We start from the raw sequence: 17,028 nt of genomic DNA on the forward strand, positions 1-17,028 counted from the left end.
CTTTCGTTAACGGTTACATAAGCATTCATCCCGAAAGGACGGTTGATCGATCTATGACTCAAACTCTCGCCTTCCCGGAAGATTTCCTCTGGGGGGCCTCGACTTCTTCTTATCAGATCGAAGGAGCGGCAGCCGAAGACGGCCGTACGCCGTCGATCTGGGACACGTTCTGCCGCGTGCCGGACGCCGTGGCGAACGGAGACCACGGCGACGTCGCCTGCGACCACTACCATCGTTATGCCGAAGACATCGAGCTTGTTCGCAGCCTCGGTTTCCGCCATTACCGCTTCTCGGTCGCTTGGCCGCGCATCGTGCCGCAGCCGGGCGTGATCAACGAAGCGGGCCTCGCTTTTTACGAACGTCTGCTGACCGAGATCGAACGCGCCGGGCTTCAGCCGATGCTTACGCTCTACCATTGGGATCTTCCTCAGTGGATGCAGGACCGCGGAGGATGGACGAGCCGCGAAGTCTTGGAACATTTCCGCTTCTACGCTTCCGCCGTCATGGACCGTCTGGGCGCGCGCATTCCGTGGTGGAACACGATCAACGAACCGTTCTGCGCGGCGGTACTCGGCTACGGACTCGGGGTTCACGCGCCGGGTCATCAAGATCCTTATGAAGCGATGCGCGCCGCCCATCATCTGCTGATGGCGCACGGAATCGCGGTCGAACTGCATCGGGAGAAAAAACTGACCGGCAGGATCGGCATTACGCTCAATATGGAAATGGTCGATCCCGCTACGGACGATCCGGCCGACGTTGCGGCGGCGCGCCGTCAGGACGGCTATCTGGTACGCTGGTTCGCCGATCCGATCTTCCACGGCCGTTATCCGCAGGACATGATCGACGAATACGGCGAACAAGCGCGCGGCATGGACTTCGTGCAGCCGGGCGATCTGGAAACAATCGCGCAGCCCGGCGACTTTATGGGGCTTAACAATTACACGCGCAGCGTGATCAAACACGCCGACAACGGTTCGCTGCTGCGCACGGAACAAGTCTTGTTCGCCGCTCCCGTGACGGACATGGGCTGGGAGATTACGCCGAACTCGCTGTATCGTCTACTCAAGCGCATCGAACAGGACTTCACACGCGGCCTGCCGATCCTCATCACGGAGAACGGTGCCGCTATGCCCGACGAGCTGCAAAACGGCGTCGTGCAGGACGATACGCGCATCGCGTATTTCCGGGATCATCTGGCGGCCTGCCATCGCTTTATCTCCGAAGGCGGACAGCTCAAAGGCTATTTCGTCTGGTCGTTCTTGGACAACTTCGAATGGGCGTACGGCTACGACAAACGCTTCGGCATCGTCTATGTCGATTACGGGACGCAGCAGCGAATTCCGAAACAAAGCGCAAAATATATCAGCCAAGTCATCGCGGACAACGCCGTGACTCTTGAGGAGGCGTCGAGATGAACCGCACCGAAACGAAGATCGAACAAAGCCGCTATTCGTTTGACGAACAAGGACGCTTCGTGATCGACGATTACGAGCAGGCGAAGCCTTTTGCCAGCTTCCTGCCGGGCATCGCCGGACTTCGCGGCATCCCGATGTGGGCGTTCTACGTCAACCGGGGGCAGGGCATCGCGAGTTTCGGCGTCGAGGACAAGAACAGCTCGATCATGGAGTTTTTCCCCGCGGACCGCAGCTACAGCCTGACCCCGCTCCACGGATTCCGTACCTTCGTCAAAAAAAGACCGGCGGGCGCCGGCGATTGGGCGTTCCACGAACTGTTCCCGCCGATCGACGCGCCCGAAGATGAGCACCGTCGCATGTTCGTGTCGCGCAACAAACTGGAACTGGAAAGCGTCGATCCGGCGGCCGGCCTGCGCATGTCCGTGCGCTATTTCACGCTGCCCGGCGAACGCTACGCGGCGCTGGTCCGGCAGGTCGAATTGACCAATCTGGACGGCGCGCCGGTCGAACTCGAAGTGCTGGACGGCATGCCCGCGCTGCTGCCTTACGGCATCGACAACGGCGCGTACAAAGAGCTCGGCTATACGCTCAAAAGCTGGATGGACGTCGAGCAGCTCGAGAGCCGCGTGCCGTTCTACCGTCTGCGCGGCAGTACGGCGGACAGCAGCGAAGTCGGACTGATCGAAGCGGGGCATTTTATGTACAGCTTCTTGTCGCAAGGCGGCACGGATACGCTTCTCTCTCCGATCGTCGATACGAGCCTGATCTTCGGCACTAACGCGTCGCGGATTCGACCGGACGGGTTCCGTCAGCATACTTTGGAAGAACTGTTGGCTGCGAAGCAGGTCACGACCAACAAAGTGCCGGGCGCGTTCAGCGGGTATACGGTCGAACTCGGCTCCGGCGAGACGGTTCGGCACTGTATGGTCATTGGCCACGTGCCGGATATCGCGATCGTGCAGCAGCGGATCGGCGAGATCGCAACGACCGGCTACATCGAAGCGAAAGCGGCCGAAGCCGAGCAGTTGGCCGATCGGCTGACCGACGACGTCGCGACCGTTTCCGGCATGCCGCTGCTGGATGCCTACGTCCGCCAGAGCTATCTCGACAATCTGCTGCGCGGCGGTTATCCGCTGCTGCTGCCGAGCGGCGCGGAGACTCCGCATGTGTATCACGTCTATTCGCGCAAACACGGCGATCTGGAGCGGGACTACAACTTTTTCAAATTGCAAGCCAAACCGTACTCGCAGGGCAACGGCAATTTCCGCGACGCCAACCAGAACCGCCGCAGCGACGTCTGGTTCAACCCCGGCGTCGGCACGTTCAATATCCGCATGTTCATGAGCCTGATCCAAGCCGACGGCTACAACCCGCTGGTCGTCAAAGGCAGCACGTTCCGCTTCGCCGACGAAGCGGCCGCGGACAAGCTGCTCAAGCTGTTGAAGCCGGAAGGTCATGAAGCTTTTGCCGGGTTCCGCCGCAAAGCCGCCGACGCGTTCACGCCCGGCGAATTGGTCGAGTGGATTCAGAACCATGCGGAGCACCTGCTGACGGACGAAGAAACGTTCGCCGCGGAAGCGCTGAGTCTGGCGAAGCAGGACTTCGACGCGGACTTTGGCGAAGGCTATTGGACCGATCACTGGACGTATAACCTCGACCTGATCGAAAGTTATCTGGCGATCTTCCCCGACCGTCTGCGCGAGCTGATGTCGGAACGGGATTACCGGTATTACGACAGTCCCGCTTGGGTCGAGCCGCGCAGCCGCAAATACGTGAAGCTTCCGGACGGGCGCGTGCGGCAGTATCATGCGCTGGCCGAGAGCCCAGACAAAGAAGCGCAGCTTCATGCCCGCACCCGGGATGTCCATTGGATGCGGACGAACAACGGCGAAGGCGAGATCTATACGTCCAATCTGCTCGAAAAGCTGCTGTCGCTCGCGACGATCAAACTGGCGACGCTCGATCCTTCCGGCGTCGGCATCGAGATGGAAGCCGGCAAACCGGGCTGGAACGATTCGATGAACGGCCTCCCGGGCCTGATGGCGTCCGGTTTCGGCGAGCTGTGCGAACTGCTGCGCTTGGTCGAGTTCTTGCAGCAGGCGCTGGCGAAGCTGCCGGAAGATACGCATCTGCGCTGGCCGAGCGAGATGCAGACGCTTCTGGAGCGGGTGTCGGAAGCGTTGGCGGATTATGAGGCGGAGACGGCCGGGGACAACGCGGCGGACGGCGGCGCAGCAAAAGCGACTGGCAGCGGCGAGACAGATGCGGTGCGCGCAGCGGCGGCAGGTCGAGTCCGCGATGCAGCCACCGAGCCGAGCGAAAGCGGCACGTTCGCCGTCTCCGAAGCGGATCACCGCCTGTGGGACAAGCTGGCGACCGCGCGCGAACAGTATCGCGAAGCGATCCGGTTCGGATTCGCCGGCGAAGAGCGCACGCTGAGCGCGATCGCGGCGGCGGCGTTCCTCGAAGCGGCGCGGCGCAAGCTGGCCGACGGCATGGACCGGGCGCTGGAAGCGGGCGGCGGATTGTATCCGACCTACTTCACGTACGAAGCGGCTGCGTATTCGCTGACGCAGGATGCGGACGGCGCGGAGATCGTCGACGTGCAGACGTGGAACCGCGTCAACGTGCCCCATTTCCTCGAAGGCGTGGCGCGCGCGATGAAGGTGCACAGCACGCCGATTCCGGCGTCCGAATTGTACGACCGGGTACGCGGAAGCGGATTGTACGACCGCAAGCTCGGCATGTACAAAGTGAACGAGAGCCTCGACGGACAGCCGTTCGAACTGGGACGCACGCGCGCGTTTACCCCGGGATGGCTGGAGAACGAATCCGTGTTTATGCATATGGAGTTCAAATACCTGCTGGAATGTCTGCGCAGCGGGCAGTACGAGAAGTTCTACGACGATCTGCGCCAAGCGCTGCCTCCGTTCATGGATGCCGACGTGTACGGCCGAAGCACGCTGGAGAACTCCTCGTTTATCGCCAGCAGCGCGAATCCGGACGAGAGTCTGCACGGCACCGGATTTATCGCGCGGTTAAGCGGTTCGACGGCCGAGTTCATCCATATGTGGCTGCATATGATGACCGGCGGCGAGCCGTTCGGATTGCACGGCGAAAGCGGCACATTGAGCTTCGCCCTTCGTCCGAAACTGCCGGAATGGCTGTTCACGCCGGAAGGCAAGTTGAGCTTCCGCCTGCTGCGCGGATGCGAAGTGACGTATGTTCAAGATGTTGCGAGCGGCGGGCCGCGCGCGACTTACGGAGAAGGCATGCTGCCGAAACGGTATGTCTTATGGGATGCGGACGGCGCCTGCCGGTCGCATGACGTTCCTACGCTCGGCGAAGTCGAAGCGCTGGCAATCCGCGAAGGACGGGTTGTGCGGATGGATGTTTATTTGTAAAAGTTTTGTTTGTAGAGTTGGATAAGGCATAGAAAAACGGACGCCGTGAAGGCGTCCGTTTTTGTTGTTTTTTCGCGTCATGCACTTGCCTTAAACGACTTCGGACTCTACCGGCTGTTTTTCCTTCAAGCTCGCCTTGTCTTCATTTTCCCGAAACCGCGCAATATCATGCCCCGTCGGGTTCTGGAAGATCCGCAGCCCGAACATCGGGGCGACGGCGAAGATATGGTCGAAAATATCCGCCTGCGCCGCTTCGTACACGACCCATGCCGTATCGTTGGTGAACGCGTAGATCTCCAGCGGCAGACCGTTGTCGCCCGGCGCGAGCTGGCGGACGATCATGGTCATGTCCTGATGGACTTTCGGATGATGACGCAGGTATTGCAGCACGTACTGCCGGAACACGCCGATATTGGTGAGCTGCCGCCCGTTTACCGGGTTTTCCCGATTGATATGGTGCTCTTCGTTATATCTGCTGATCTCCGCCGCCCGTTCGGTCACGTAATCCGAGATGTAATGAATCTTCTTGAATTCCTCGATCATCTCGTCCGTGCAAAACCGGATGCTGCTCGTGTCGAGATTGACGCTGCGTTTGATCCGCCGCCCGCCGGACGTCTGCATGCCGCGCCAGTTGCGGAACGAGTCCGAGATGAACGCGTAACTGGGCACCATGGTGATGGTTTTGTCGAAATTCATGACTTTGACCGTATTCAGCGTAATATCGATCACGTCGCCGTCCGCGTTATACTTCGGCATCTCGATCCAGTCGCCGACCCGCACCATATCGTTGGACGAGAGCTGGACGCCGGCTACGAGGCCGAGAATCGAATCTTTGAAGATGAGCATAAGCACCGCGGACAGCGCGCCCAGGCCGCTCAGGATGATCAACGGATTTTGCCCGATGAGGCTGGAGATCACGACGATGCCGCCGATGATGAACAAGACGATCTTGACGACTTGGATATAGCCTTTGACCGGACGGATCTTGGAGATCTCGAACGAGCGGTAGATCGCTTCGAACGCGTCCAGCAGCGCGTTCAGCACGATGATCGTCGCGATGATCATATAAGCGGCGGCCAATTTCTCGATCAGCGATTGATAGATCGGAAAGACCGGCGCGAAGAAGTAGATGATGATCGCCGGAACGAGATGGGAGAGTTTGTGGAACACCTTTTTCTCCACGATGATGTCGTCCCAACGGTAACGATTGCTGCGAACGATGCGAATGACGGCGTTGAGTACGATTTTCTTGGTAACGAAATTGGCTAAAATGCACAGAACGGCGATAAAGACGACCATGACGATGTTCGAAACGTACAGGATCGTCGTGTCGTTCATTCCCGTGTCCTGCAGGTGACGCTGAATGAAATCCATGTAGAGCCTCCTAACTCGATGATGCGCAGGTGAGTACGCTGACCGCAAATAAGGTTAGGAACCTTGGATGGAATGCGGTCAACTCACTAGGGCTTATTATAGAGGAAGGCGGCGGGCGAGGGCAAAATCGGGTCGTATGAACGGCAAAAAAGACACCCCGAAAGGTGCCTTCAAAGCGATCGTTCAAGCGATGCTCGCAAATTCGAAATTCGATTCGCCGCTTCGTTCTGACTACGCCCAATACTGCTGAGCGATTTTCTGCCCCTGCTTGATCTTCTCCCACTGTTCCGCGTGAGACAGCTCGTTGCCGCCGTCGCAAGAAGCGAAACCGCATTGGTGGGACAGCAGCAGGCGGTCTTTGTCGATGATCGTCGACGCTTCGTTCAAGAGGCGCAGCACGCGCTCTTCGTCGTCCAGCGTGTTGGTCTTCGACGACAGCAGGCCGAGCACGATCTCCGTATCCGGACGGTCTTTGAACACTTCGAGCGCTTCCAGCGAACCGGCGCGGTCGTCGTCCCATTCGAGGAAGAAGCGGTCGTATTTGAGCTGTTTCAGGAACAGGTTGGCGATCTTCACGTACGAACCGCCGCCCATGTTGCGCGAATCGTAGTTGCCGCGGCAGTTATGCGTCCACATTTTCAGACCCAATTCGTGCCCGAAATCGATGACCGTGTTGTTGATATCGATAAACTCGGCCGCAAGCGCCTGTACCTGTTCTTGGTTAATGTTTTCGCCCGTGTACGGGGAGTTCGGGTTATCGTCCGCGAACAGCTCCCAGAGGCAGTCGTCGAACTGAAGGATCTTGCCGCCGGCATCCGCGAATTCCTGCACGAATTCTTTATACGCTTGGGTCAGTCCGGCTTTCAGCTCTTTGGCGTCCTTATAGACGGAATCGGCGCCGCCGATATTGTCCGACCACGACAGCTCGCCGAAGATATGGGACGGAGACGGCACGCAGAGCTTCGTCTCGCGCTCGCCGGCCTGATCTTGCAGCTGCTTGAACGATTCGATGAAATGATGATTCTTGCCGCCCAGCTCGCCCGTGATGCGCAGTCCGATGTCTTTGCGCGTCTCGTATTTGGAAGTGCCGTCCACGTCGCGGAAGAAATAGCCGTGATCCGCGATATACCGCTCGATGCCTTGGAAGCCCCAGACGAAGTCCAGATGCCACATCGATTTGGAATATTCGCCGTCCGTGAGGATCGACAAGTCATGCTTGATCTGATCCTGCACGACGGACTCGATCGCTTTGGCTTCGCACTGTTGATAGCCGTCGAATTCTTGGTAAAAAGGATATTGGATATCGTCGCGGTGTTCGATTTGCGTTTTGTATTTCAGCAGGTCTTCCGGACGAAGCAGGCTGCCTACGAGTTGGAATTTATCTGTCATGGTTAAGTCCCCCTTAATATTGGATCGTCGATACGTTTCGAGTTCGTTTCCGTACGTCGATTGTACCACGCGCTTGAATTTTCTTATGTAAACTTAAAAAGCATGACTGGTTATAGGGAACGCGTATAGGCAGTTTTTCGGCCGGAATATCCGAAAAAAATAGCAATAAAACGTTTTATTTTAATAGTTAATAGGAAAAATATTGATATCAAAAATTCTATTGAAATGTGGCAAGCAAGCAAATATAATAACATTCAGTTAACGAGTGAATATTAAGGTCTACGCCTTAAGAACTACACATCGAGATCGGAGTCCATCATGAGAAACGAACCCTCCCCCCCGGACAAAACGTCCCCTCCCGCACGTTCGAAGTTCTATCTGCCTTTGAAAGGAAAGTTCTATGTCAGTCACGGGCTGGCCGCTTCTTGGATGCTCTTCTCCATTTTGCTGTCGGCGGCTTGGATCAACGAACTCGGCAGCCTGATTACCGTACCTGCGGCGATTTTCATCATTATCGGCTTGTCGTACATTCCGGGCTACACCAATGCATTCATGGTCTCGAGCCTTCTGCTGGACAAGCAGCCGCCGCTCAAAGAATCGTATCCGTACGATCCCGTCACGATTCTGGTCGCCTGTTACAACGAAGAAGCCGGAATCGCGGATACCCTTCGCTATATCTCGACGCAGGACTACACCGGAGACGTTCAAGTCATCGTCATCGACAACAACTCCACGGACCGCACGGCTGCCGTGGCCGAAGAGATCGCGGAAGAGTTGGGGCTTCGTTTGAACGTCATCTTCGAAAGCACGCCGGGCAAAAACCACGCGTTGAACGCGGCGCTCGCGCACGTCGAGACCGACCTCATGCTCACCTTGGACGCCGATACCCTGCTGCACCAGAAAGCGCTGCGCCATATCGTAGCGAGATACAAATCGTCGCCGGACGACGTCTGCGCCGTCGCGGGTGCCGTCTTGGTACGCAACAGCCGCGGCAATTTCCTTGCGAAAATTCAAGAATGGGATTATTTCCTCGGCATCGCCAGCATCAAAAGACTGCAAGGCTTGTTCCAAGGTACGCTCGTCGCGCAAGGCGCTTTCTCGCTATACCGCACGAAGGTCGTACGCGAAGTCGGCGGCTGGCCGGACGCGATCGGCGAAGACATCGTTTTGACTTGGCGTTTCTTGAGTCAAGGTTGGAAAGTGTATTTCGAACCGCTGGCCGTGGCGTTTACCGATGTGCCCGAGAGCCTGTACCATTTCTTCAGACAAAGAAGCCGCTGGGCGCGAGGCATGGTCGAAGCGCTCAAAGTCGTCAAACCGTGGCAGCAGCCGTCGCCTTACACGAAATATCTGACTTTTTGCAATCTGGTCATGCCTTATCTGGACCTGATCTACACGTTCGTCTGGCTGCCGGGCCTCGTGTTGGCGTTCTTCGGCTACTATTGGGTGGTCGGGATCACGACGCTGCTGGTGCTGCCTTTGACGTTCATGGCGAACTTCATCTTGTACACGTATCAGAAAAAGGTATTCAAATCCTTGAATCTGCGCGTCCGCAAAAATGCGCTCGGTTTCTTCGCTTACATCCTGCTCTACCAGATCATCATGAGCCCGGTGTCGGTCTACGGATACATGCAGGAAGCGCTCCGACTAAATCGGGTATGGAAATAAACAAGCAAGGACAAAAATGCAAACGAACGGCTCCTTTTCCGGCAGCAAGGCCCTTCGCGGAACCTGCTGACGAAAAGGAGCTTTTTGACATGGTGCGAATCTGCGCGGGAACGCGAATTTTTCCGATAGAATAGATAGAGAACCGGCATGGAATTCTTAGGACGCGCGATAGGCTTGTATACAGACGGGAGACGAAGATGAAGCGCAAACTGTTGGTGTTATTGGTTATACTGCTGATTATGGGAAACGATACATTTAACGATCGCACGGCCGAAGCCGACGCGAATTCGAACTTGTTGGAGAACGGAGACTTCGAAAAAGGTACGGCGTGGGAGGATTGGGGCGGCTTCTCCTACGTAACGGACGCGGCACAGGCGTATCAAGGCAAACGCGCCGCCAAGTTGACCAAAAGCGAAGGAGGAGCCGGCAACCTGCTGACCGTTGCGGTCAAAGCCGGTCAAACGTTCGTGTTATCCGGTTACGGTAGAACGGTCGGGCAGGGTCAGACGGCTCTGCTCGGCGTGGAATGCATCGATGCAAACGGCAAAAAAATTCCGGGCGGCAGGTCCACGGTCAGCTTCTCCAAAGAGGATTATCAGAAGAAAGAGATCCGTTTCACGGCCGTGCCGGGCACGGAAAAACTGCTCGTCTACATCTACGTGATCGAAGCCGTGCCTGACGGAGCGGCTTACTTCGACGGAATCGTGCTTCAGAGCGCAAGTTCAAGCTGCACAGCCGACTGCCGGGTGGATAACGCTACGTTCTTGTCTCAAGATTGGTTCGATACCAAACAGGCTCCGGCGGATATCGAGAAATATGTAGCGGAGATGAAGCAGTTCCGGATCAAATACCAGTTTGCCGATCTCGGGATGCTGGACGACTCCGGCAATCTGGCGCCCAAGAATTACGCGGGACTGGCGAACTGGATCAAATATTCGAAGACCGCCGATCCCGACCAGAAAGTGATCGTCATCTTGAACTTTAACAAAAGGGTGATTGCCGATTCGGCGGGCGAACAAGTTCCGAATGCCAAGTTCGGCACGGCAAGCTTCAACGCCAACGTCGATGCGCTGGCCGATCAGCTCGTGAACAAAGGCGTATCCGTCGACGGCGTGCTCTACAAAGCGGACGGCGTCCATATCGATTTCGAATCGTTTGTCACGGACGATCCGACACTGCTGCAAACGTTGAAGTATCTGCGCGCGCACTCGCTAAAAAACAATGCGTATTTCTCGATCTCTTCGCCTGTCGATTATTCGGCGACCAAGACGTGGACCGGCGCTTATATTCAGAAGATCGCGCAGGTTGTGAATCAGATCAATCCGATGTTGTACGATCAGATGGGCTGGAATTCGCCGATCGACGATCCCGTCTCTTACGAGCAGTTCTGGAAAAGCGAAGTGCTGCGTTACAGCAAAGCGATCGGTTCGGCCGGACCGTCCTCTACGCCGAGCCAACTGGTGCCGATCGCGCCCGCTTACGAGAGACGGCTGATCAAAGAACATCTCATCGTCTATCATGATCCTTATGTCGAAAATATCGCTTCCGCCGTTTCCGGTCTCAAGTCCGCGATCGCGGAAGGCGCGAACGTGCACGGCGCCGCGATCTTCTGGTGGCCGACCTTCGCCGGACATTATCCGTATCTCTATCCGGAAAGCTATTATCTGGTGGATCAGGAGAATTGGACGACGCTGTGGGTGAATTCGCCTTAATGCAAAAGACCTCTCGCATGATTATGCGAGAGGTCTTTTTAATACGGACGAATAAGGAGACGAAAGAGAAAAAGGGATCAGTTCGTCACGTGCTCCGCCGACCGCACCTGCTCGGCGATCGCAACCCGTCCGGCGATCCGCCCGAATGTGAAGATGTCCGTCAACGAGTTGCCGCCCAGCCGGTTGCCGGCATGGATGCCGCCTGCGACTTCGCCGGCCGCGTACAGGCCCGGAATCTGCCGGCCGGATTCGTTCAGTACATGCGTATCGGTATCGATCTTGAGTCCGCCCATCGTATGGTGAACGGCCGGTTTGCGCGGCGTCGCGTAGAACGGAGCGACTTCGACTTTGAGGTCGAACGCGCCTTTGCCGAATTCGGGGTCATGGCCTTGATCGACGTACGAATTGTATTTCGCGATCGTCTCGACCAGCACTGCCGGATCGACGTTGATCTGCCGCGCCAAGTCTTCCAGCGTATCGGCCCGGAACAAGGTTCCTTGCGCGACTTGCTTGTCGATCTTCTGCTGGTTCGTGTTGTACGCCGTTTCTTTGATCTTGTCGTCGGCGATCAGGTAGAACAATCCGCCGTTGTTGATCGCGGCGATCGACAATTGGTCGCGGCTGCCGTATTCGTTGACGAAACGTTTGCCCTGCTGATTGACCATCACGAAATTCTGCGGCGGCACCTGCAGCCCGCTGAACAACGCGCCCGTCTGCGGGTCCGAGACCGGCATCATCTGCGAGAAGCCCATGCCGACCAGATCGGCTCCGGCGCTCTGGCCGAGCAGGATGCCGTCGCCGGTAATCGCCGGCGAGTTGGACGTCTTGATCTCGTCGTCGATCTCGCTCCAGTACGTGTTGTACTGCTTCAGCATCCGCGTATTGGCTCCGAATCCGCCGGAAGCCAGCACGACGGCCCGCGCATGAACCGTCACGGTCTGACCCGCCACTCCGGTGCCGACGACTCCGCTTACCCGGCCGTCCGCTTCGATGATCAGCTGCTTGACCGGCGTATCCGTGATGATCTGTCCGCCGTTCTCGCGCACGAATTTCTCCAGCGCCGCCACGAACGCGTAGCCTTCATGCTTCACCGGCTTGTGGCCGCGGCGCCACAGCGCGCCGACCGGCATCGTCACATCCTTGTAATCGAATTCGACGCCCAGTTCTTCCAGCCATTTGACCGATTCCAGCGCTTGGTCCGTCAGCACTTTGACCAGATCGTATTGGCCGTAGATCTTGTTGCCCTGCAGGTCGGTGCGTTTGCCGCCGAAATAGGTCTGCATCCGGTGGAAGACCGCGGAATCGAACAAGAATTCTTGGCCGTTCTTCGTCTGCTCCAGATAATCGGCCACCTGCTGTTTGAAGATCCGGAAGTCTTCGAGATATTCGGCGTCCACCTGTTCTTCCGGCGTCGCCGCCAGTCCTTCGAGCGTATGCCCTTCGCCGGGAATCGCCGCGAACGTGCGCTGCCACTCGGGATCGGCCGCGTTCATCGGACCGCCGGTACGTACGGTGTTGCCGCCGATCGCCGGGAATTTCTCGACGACGATGACTTTTTTGCCCTGCTGAAGCACGCTTGCCGCTGCCGCCAGTCCCGCGCCGCCGGCTCCGACGACTACCACGTCCGCCGTATACTCTTCGTCGCCGCGATTGATCGCGCTTTGCGCTTTCGGCCGTTTTTTCAAGACGTCCGGGTTGGCCCCCGCCATCTTCACCGCTTTCGCCACCCCGTCGATGACGCCGTTGCTGGTGACCGACGCGCCGGACAGAATATCCACGTTCAGCGTCTGGCCTTCGATGATCTGGTTCGGAATGCGGGTAAAGACCACGTCCGCGATCCCCTGCGATTCGCCCGACGTATCGATCTCGATCTTCTCGATCCGCGTCGAACTCATCTCTACGACCATCGGCAGATCGCCGTTGTGGCCGAGCGCCGTAACGTTGTACGTGCCCGGTTCGAAGTTCACTTCTTCCGGCACGTTCAGCAGATTGGCGACTTTGGCGAAACGCATAAACCGGTAGAAGCAGCTATCCAAGAAGTCGACCGTGGGTTCCGACTTGATGTTCCCTTCTCCGTCGAACGCTTCGTGCGCGCGGCCGAGCAGGAATTCCGATCCCGGCATGACGCTGGCGTTGACGCCCGGCGCATCGAGAATCTGACGCAGATGCAGCTGCGCGCGCGAGGAACCCTGCACGTCGTACGCGGCTCCGACCACCATCACCGGTTTGCCGTCGAGCGGATGCAGGTTCCACGACAGCCATTCCAGAATGCTTTTCAGCGCGGAAGGGATCGAATGGTTGTGCTCCGGCGTGGCGATGATGACTCCGTCCGCTTCCGTGATCTTGGTATTGAAGTTCTGAATAACCGGGCTGAGCGATTGATCGTCCGACTCGTTGAACATCGGAACGCCTCGAAGTTCCAGAATCTCGATCTCCGCTTTGTCGCTAAAATGGTTCTTCATGAACTCCAGCAGTTTGCGGTTATACGATTGCGCCGCATTGGTGCCGACGATTCCGACGAATTTCATTAGAATCTACCTCCTTGGCTGGCCGTTTCCCACGAGAATCGTTTGTTCTGCTCGGTCTTGAAATCATGTTCCTTCATCAACTGCTGATTGATCTTCACGAACAAACGGAACTCTTCGAAGATCTCGTCCAATTCTTGCACCTTGTCCGCATAGACCAGATGGCCTTCTTCGTCAAAAGCCGTCAGCGAATGTCCCAGCAGAAACTCCGAACTTGGCAGCACGCGCGCTTTGAGTTCCGGGGCATCCAGGATCTGACGCAGATGCGCTTGAGCCCGCGACGTGCCGAGCAGACCGTGAGACGCGCCGACGATCAGGACCGATTTGTTGATCAGCGGGCGGGTCGTATAGGAGATCCATTCGATCACGCTCTTGAGCGCAGCCGGGATGCTGTGGTCGTATTCCGGAGTCGCGATGATCACGCCGTCCGCCGCCGCGATCTTCTCGCACAGCTCTTGGACTTCTTGCGGAGCCTGACGACCTTCCGGTTCGTCAAAGGCCGGGAGATGCTTAATCTCGCAGACCTCAATCTGGGCTTGGGCGGAAAAATGCTTGCTCATGAATTGCAGCAGTTTGCGGTTCGTCGAAGTATTCGAGTTGGTGCCGACAATGCCGATCAGGTTCATGATGGATTCCCTTCTTTCATTTGTGAATAAATGCACAATATACTTCAAAAAAATTTGAGTTCGAGTGGACTTGAGATCGGGCTTGGCGGGGTTTACCTTTACAAATAAATTTTAATATGGAAACATGGATTTGTGAAATATGCCTTTCCTTATCGACCCATAATAAACTTCTTATACCCTAACATTTTAAAAAGAGCAGGTGTCGCCCATGACTTCGATCGATTCTTCCCATATCATCCATTATCTCGACTCGATTCTTAAGCACGGAAGCTACACCAAAGCCGCCAAAGACCTCTATGTCTCGCAGCCGTACCTGACCCAGATGATCAAGCGGATCGAGCACGAGATCGGCACGGAGATTCTGAACCGCCAGACCTCCCCGCTGCAATTGACCGAAGCCGGCAAACTGTATTACCAGCATCTCATGTCCCTCGAAATGGCGCACGAACAGTTTCATAAAAAGATCGCTCATTACTCCACCCGGGACACGCAGACGATCAAGATCGGCATTTTGTCGAGTCTGGGTTACTATCTGCTGCCGCTGTTCCTGCCCGACTTTCTGAAGCAGCATCCGTCCGTGCGGATCGAGATCCAAGAAGATTATTCGGAGACCAACGAGATCCGCGCGCTGAACCGTGAACTCGACTTTTTTATCGGGCAGAATCCGGAGACGCTGTCGCCGAATCTGGACGTCGTGTCGTGGGGCCCTCACGGTTATTATGCGGTGATCGCCGAAGACTCCGCGTTATCCGGCTTCGATCCGCAGACGTTCGAAGACAATAACGCGGCGATCAAGACCCTGCTGCAAGAACCGCTGGTGCTGACCAAAAAAGGCTCGTCGATCCGCCGGCAGCTCGATCATCTGTTTCAGAAATTCAAGATCAAGCCGAATATCGTGCTGGAGAGTACCAATATCTTCACGATTCTGGAATTGGCCAAAAAAGGACTGGGGATCGCGTTCGTTCCGTACAGCATCTGCTCCTCCGACGTGCCTCAAGGCTACCGCCTGCTTCCGCTGCCGCTGGATCTGCTGTCGATCGACTATTTTATCGCCCATGCCAAAGACAAGACGTTATCTCCGGTCGAAAAAGATCTGGTGGCTCTATTCGCGGCTAACGTTCAATGTACGGATGCAAACCGCTCGTGACCGCCAGTTCGTTGTTTTCCGTGATGACGATCCCTTCGATCCCGGCCGCCTTGTTCAGCGTACGAATGATCTCGACCGCGCTTCGGCCGAACAATCGCGTCGTCCAGATCTCGCCGTCGAGCGACCGCTCGGAGACGATCGTCAGACTCGCGACGTCGCTCTCGACCGGGTAACCCGTTCGTCCGTCGAAAATATGATGATACTTCCGGCCCGCGATCTCCAGCTTCCGTTCGTAGATCCCCGACGTGACGATCGACCGATCCCGCAGCTTCAGCACCAACGCATAATTCCCCCGCGGCAGCTTCGGATTCTGAATCCCCACGCGCCACAGCCCGTCTTCCGAAACCGGATTGGCACCGAACGTCAGCACGTTCCCGCCGAGATCGATGTATCCCGCTTCCGCTTGATTTTGCTTGAAACTCTCGACGATCTTATCCGCAAAATACCCTTTAGCCAATGCGCCGAGGTCGATCTCCATCTTTTCTTTTTGCAGGAAAACAGACTGCTGCGACGCATCCAAACGGATGTCGCGGGGATCGATCAGCCGCAGACACTCGCGGATTTCTGTATCGGAAGGCTGCCGGGCACCGGCAAAGCCGATTTTCCATGCCTTGACCAGCGGGCCGATGGCGATGTTTAGCAGACTGCCTTCGACGAGGCTCTCACGCCTGCCGATGGCGATCAGCTCGAACAGGTCCGCATCGACCGTGACCGGATTTTGGCCCGCTTGGTGGTTGATCTGCATGAGCGCGGAATTCGGATTGTTGGCGCTGAAGCGCTGCTCGTAGTCGATGAGGCGCTGCTCCGCTTCCTGTAAGAGCGCGTCTGCGTCGAGGTGATGAACGACCATTGTGATGACCGTTCCCATGAGGTGAATGATTTTTGGGTTCATGTTGGGTGTCCTTTGTAGGTTGAGATGGTAGAGATGAATCGAATGCGTGAAACGTCAGGTTTAGCATACGGGGTGTAAGGGGGATTGAGCAAATGGGGGAGGACCGGGAGGCGTGAGTGTCGTATAGAGTGGGGACGAGATTCGAGGCGAGAGTTTACGAAAGGAGGAGTTTGTTGGATGAGGCTAGGATGTTGGTTAGTTGCCGCTGTGGTAGCCGCCGCCTTCTTAACCTCTTGCAGTCATGCGAGCGAATCGAAACAAGGTTCTCCGATTGTGTAGATCATTTACGAGGGGAAACGATACGAAGGCACGCAGATTTATCCGTCGCAGCCGGAGGGATTGGTGCCGACTCATATGGTGACCGACGGAGACGACTTTGTTCCGAGGCTGGAGATTTTTAGCGATGCGAAGGGTTCGGATTTATATGTCAAGGAAGGGACGGAGTGGACGAGGTTTGAGCGGGTGGAGTAGGGAATGAGCGGCTGATAGGTTATTGCATCTTGGGGCATCGGTTAGGACTAATCATGTAAATCAAGCTCTTGCCGGTTTCCGGCTTGATCGAATATGATCTCAAACTCCCATCCTTGCGCATCTTCACGAATTCTTTTGCCGTCTTTTATGTAATAGATGAAGGCTCCTGCTTCTTTGGCTTGCAGACGTGCGTACTGATGCGCCTTGATTAAGATTTCTTGGAGCTGCGTGCGGTTGATGATCATGCGAATCGCCCTCCCTTTTTCGAACTAATATAGCATAAACGAAAAACCATCAACCGGATTTAGGTTGATGGTTTCTTATTGTACATATGGAGGTAAGCCAAGGTTATCATTAAACCATAATTAACAAATTTATAAAAAGTAATGTATAATATTTAAA

Annotated in this window: 11 protein-coding genes; 5 read left to right on the top strand and 6 right to left on the bottom strand. The window is 56.3% G+C overall.

All coding sequences use genetic code 11. The annotated features are described in order from the left end of the window. Positions 1 to 53: 53 nt before the first annotated feature. Both CDO73_RS18295 and CDO73_RS18300 read left to right on the top strand, forming a co-directional pair. A complete protein-coding gene (locus CDO73_RS18295) occupies positions 54 to 1,418 on the top strand; it encodes a GH1 family beta-glucosidase (protein WP_088489977.1) in 1,365 nt (454 codons plus the stop codon). Continuing rightward, positions 1,415 to 4,822: a cellobiose phosphorylase gene (locus CDO73_RS18300; protein ID WP_088489978.1), complete on the top strand. Its 3,408-nt coding sequence runs from the start codon at positions 1,415 to 1,417 to the stop codon at positions 4,820 to 4,822. Before CDO73_RS18295 ends, CDO73_RS18300 begins: the two co-directional genes overlap by 4 nt. Before the next feature lie 90 nt (positions 4,823 to 4,912). Here the strand turns inward: CDO73_RS18300 and CDO73_RS18305 are convergent, their stop codons facing one another. Further along, positions 4,913 to 6,196, bottom strand: a complete 1,284-nt coding sequence (locus CDO73_RS18305) for a mechanosensitive ion channel family protein (protein ID WP_088489979.1) — start codon at positions 6,194 to 6,196, stop codon at positions 4,913 to 4,915. A gap of 231 nt (positions 6,197 to 6,427) precedes the next feature. Continuing rightward, the gene (locus CDO73_RS18310) at positions 6,428 to 7,585 is read right to left on the bottom strand and encodes a cobalamin-independent methionine synthase II family protein (protein WP_088489980.1); all 1,158 of its coding nucleotides are present in this window, start codon (positions 7,583 to 7,585) and stop codon (positions 6,428 to 6,430) included. A gap of 318 nt (positions 7,586 to 7,903) precedes the next feature. Between CDO73_RS18310 and CDO73_RS18315 the strand changes: the two genes are divergently transcribed. Together CDO73_RS18315 and CDO73_RS18320 are read left to right on the top strand one after the other, a co-directional pair. Then, positions 7,904 to 9,253 carry a glycosyltransferase family 2 protein gene (locus CDO73_RS18315; protein WP_088489981.1) on the top strand — a complete coding sequence of 450 codons (1,350 nt, stop codon included), beginning with the start codon at positions 7,904 to 7,906 and terminating at the stop codon, positions 9,251 to 9,253. Positions 9,254 to 9,450: 197 nt separating this feature from the next. After that, positions 9,451 to 10,965 carry a carbohydrate binding domain-containing protein gene (locus tag CDO73_RS18320; RefSeq protein ID WP_088489982.1) on the top strand — a complete coding sequence of 505 codons (1,515 nt, stop codon included), beginning with the start codon at positions 9,451 to 9,453 and terminating at the stop codon, positions 10,963 to 10,965. Positions 10,966 to 11,042: 77 nt separating this feature from the next. Here the strand turns inward: CDO73_RS18320 and CDO73_RS18325 are convergent, their stop codons facing one another. Both CDO73_RS18325 and CDO73_RS18330 read right to left on the bottom strand, forming a co-directional pair. Continuing rightward, positions 11,043 to 13,493 carry a flavocytochrome c gene (locus tag CDO73_RS18325; RefSeq protein ID WP_088489983.1) on the bottom strand — a complete coding sequence of 817 codons (2,451 nt, stop codon included), beginning with the start codon at positions 13,491 to 13,493 and terminating at the stop codon, positions 11,043 to 11,045. Beyond that, complete coding sequence (locus CDO73_RS18330) at positions 13,493 to 14,116, bottom strand: NADPH-dependent FMN reductase (protein WP_088489984.1); 624 nt, start codon at positions 14,114 to 14,116, stop codon at positions 13,493 to 13,495. Before CDO73_RS18330 ends, CDO73_RS18325 begins: the two co-directional genes overlap by 1 nt. 208 nt (positions 14,117 to 14,324) lie before the next feature. On the opposite strand from CDO73_RS18330, the gene CDO73_RS18335 reads away from it, so the two are divergent. Then, complete coding sequence (locus CDO73_RS18335) at positions 14,325 to 15,263, top strand: LysR family transcriptional regulator (RefSeq protein WP_088489985.1); 939 nt, start codon at positions 14,325 to 14,327, stop codon at positions 15,261 to 15,263. On the opposite strand, the gene CDO73_RS18340 is transcribed toward CDO73_RS18335, so the two are convergent. Then, a complete protein-coding gene (locus CDO73_RS18340) occupies positions 15,229 to 16,155 on the bottom strand; it encodes an FAD:protein FMN transferase (RefSeq protein WP_088489986.1) in 927 nt (308 codons plus the stop codon). The genes CDO73_RS18335 and CDO73_RS18340 overlap by 35 nt on opposite strands. Before the next feature lie 518 nt (positions 16,156 to 16,673). Beyond that, entirely contained in the window at positions 16,674 to 16,871 is a 198-nt protein-coding gene (locus CDO73_RS18345; RefSeq protein WP_088489987.1) for a hypothetical protein, read from the bottom strand. Between the last annotated feature and the right edge of the window lie 157 nt (positions 16,872 to 17,028).

This window comes from Saccharibacillus sp. O23 (assembly GCF_002205895.1).
Lineage (GTDB): Bacteria > Bacillota > Bacilli > Paenibacillales > Paenibacillaceae > Saccharibacillus.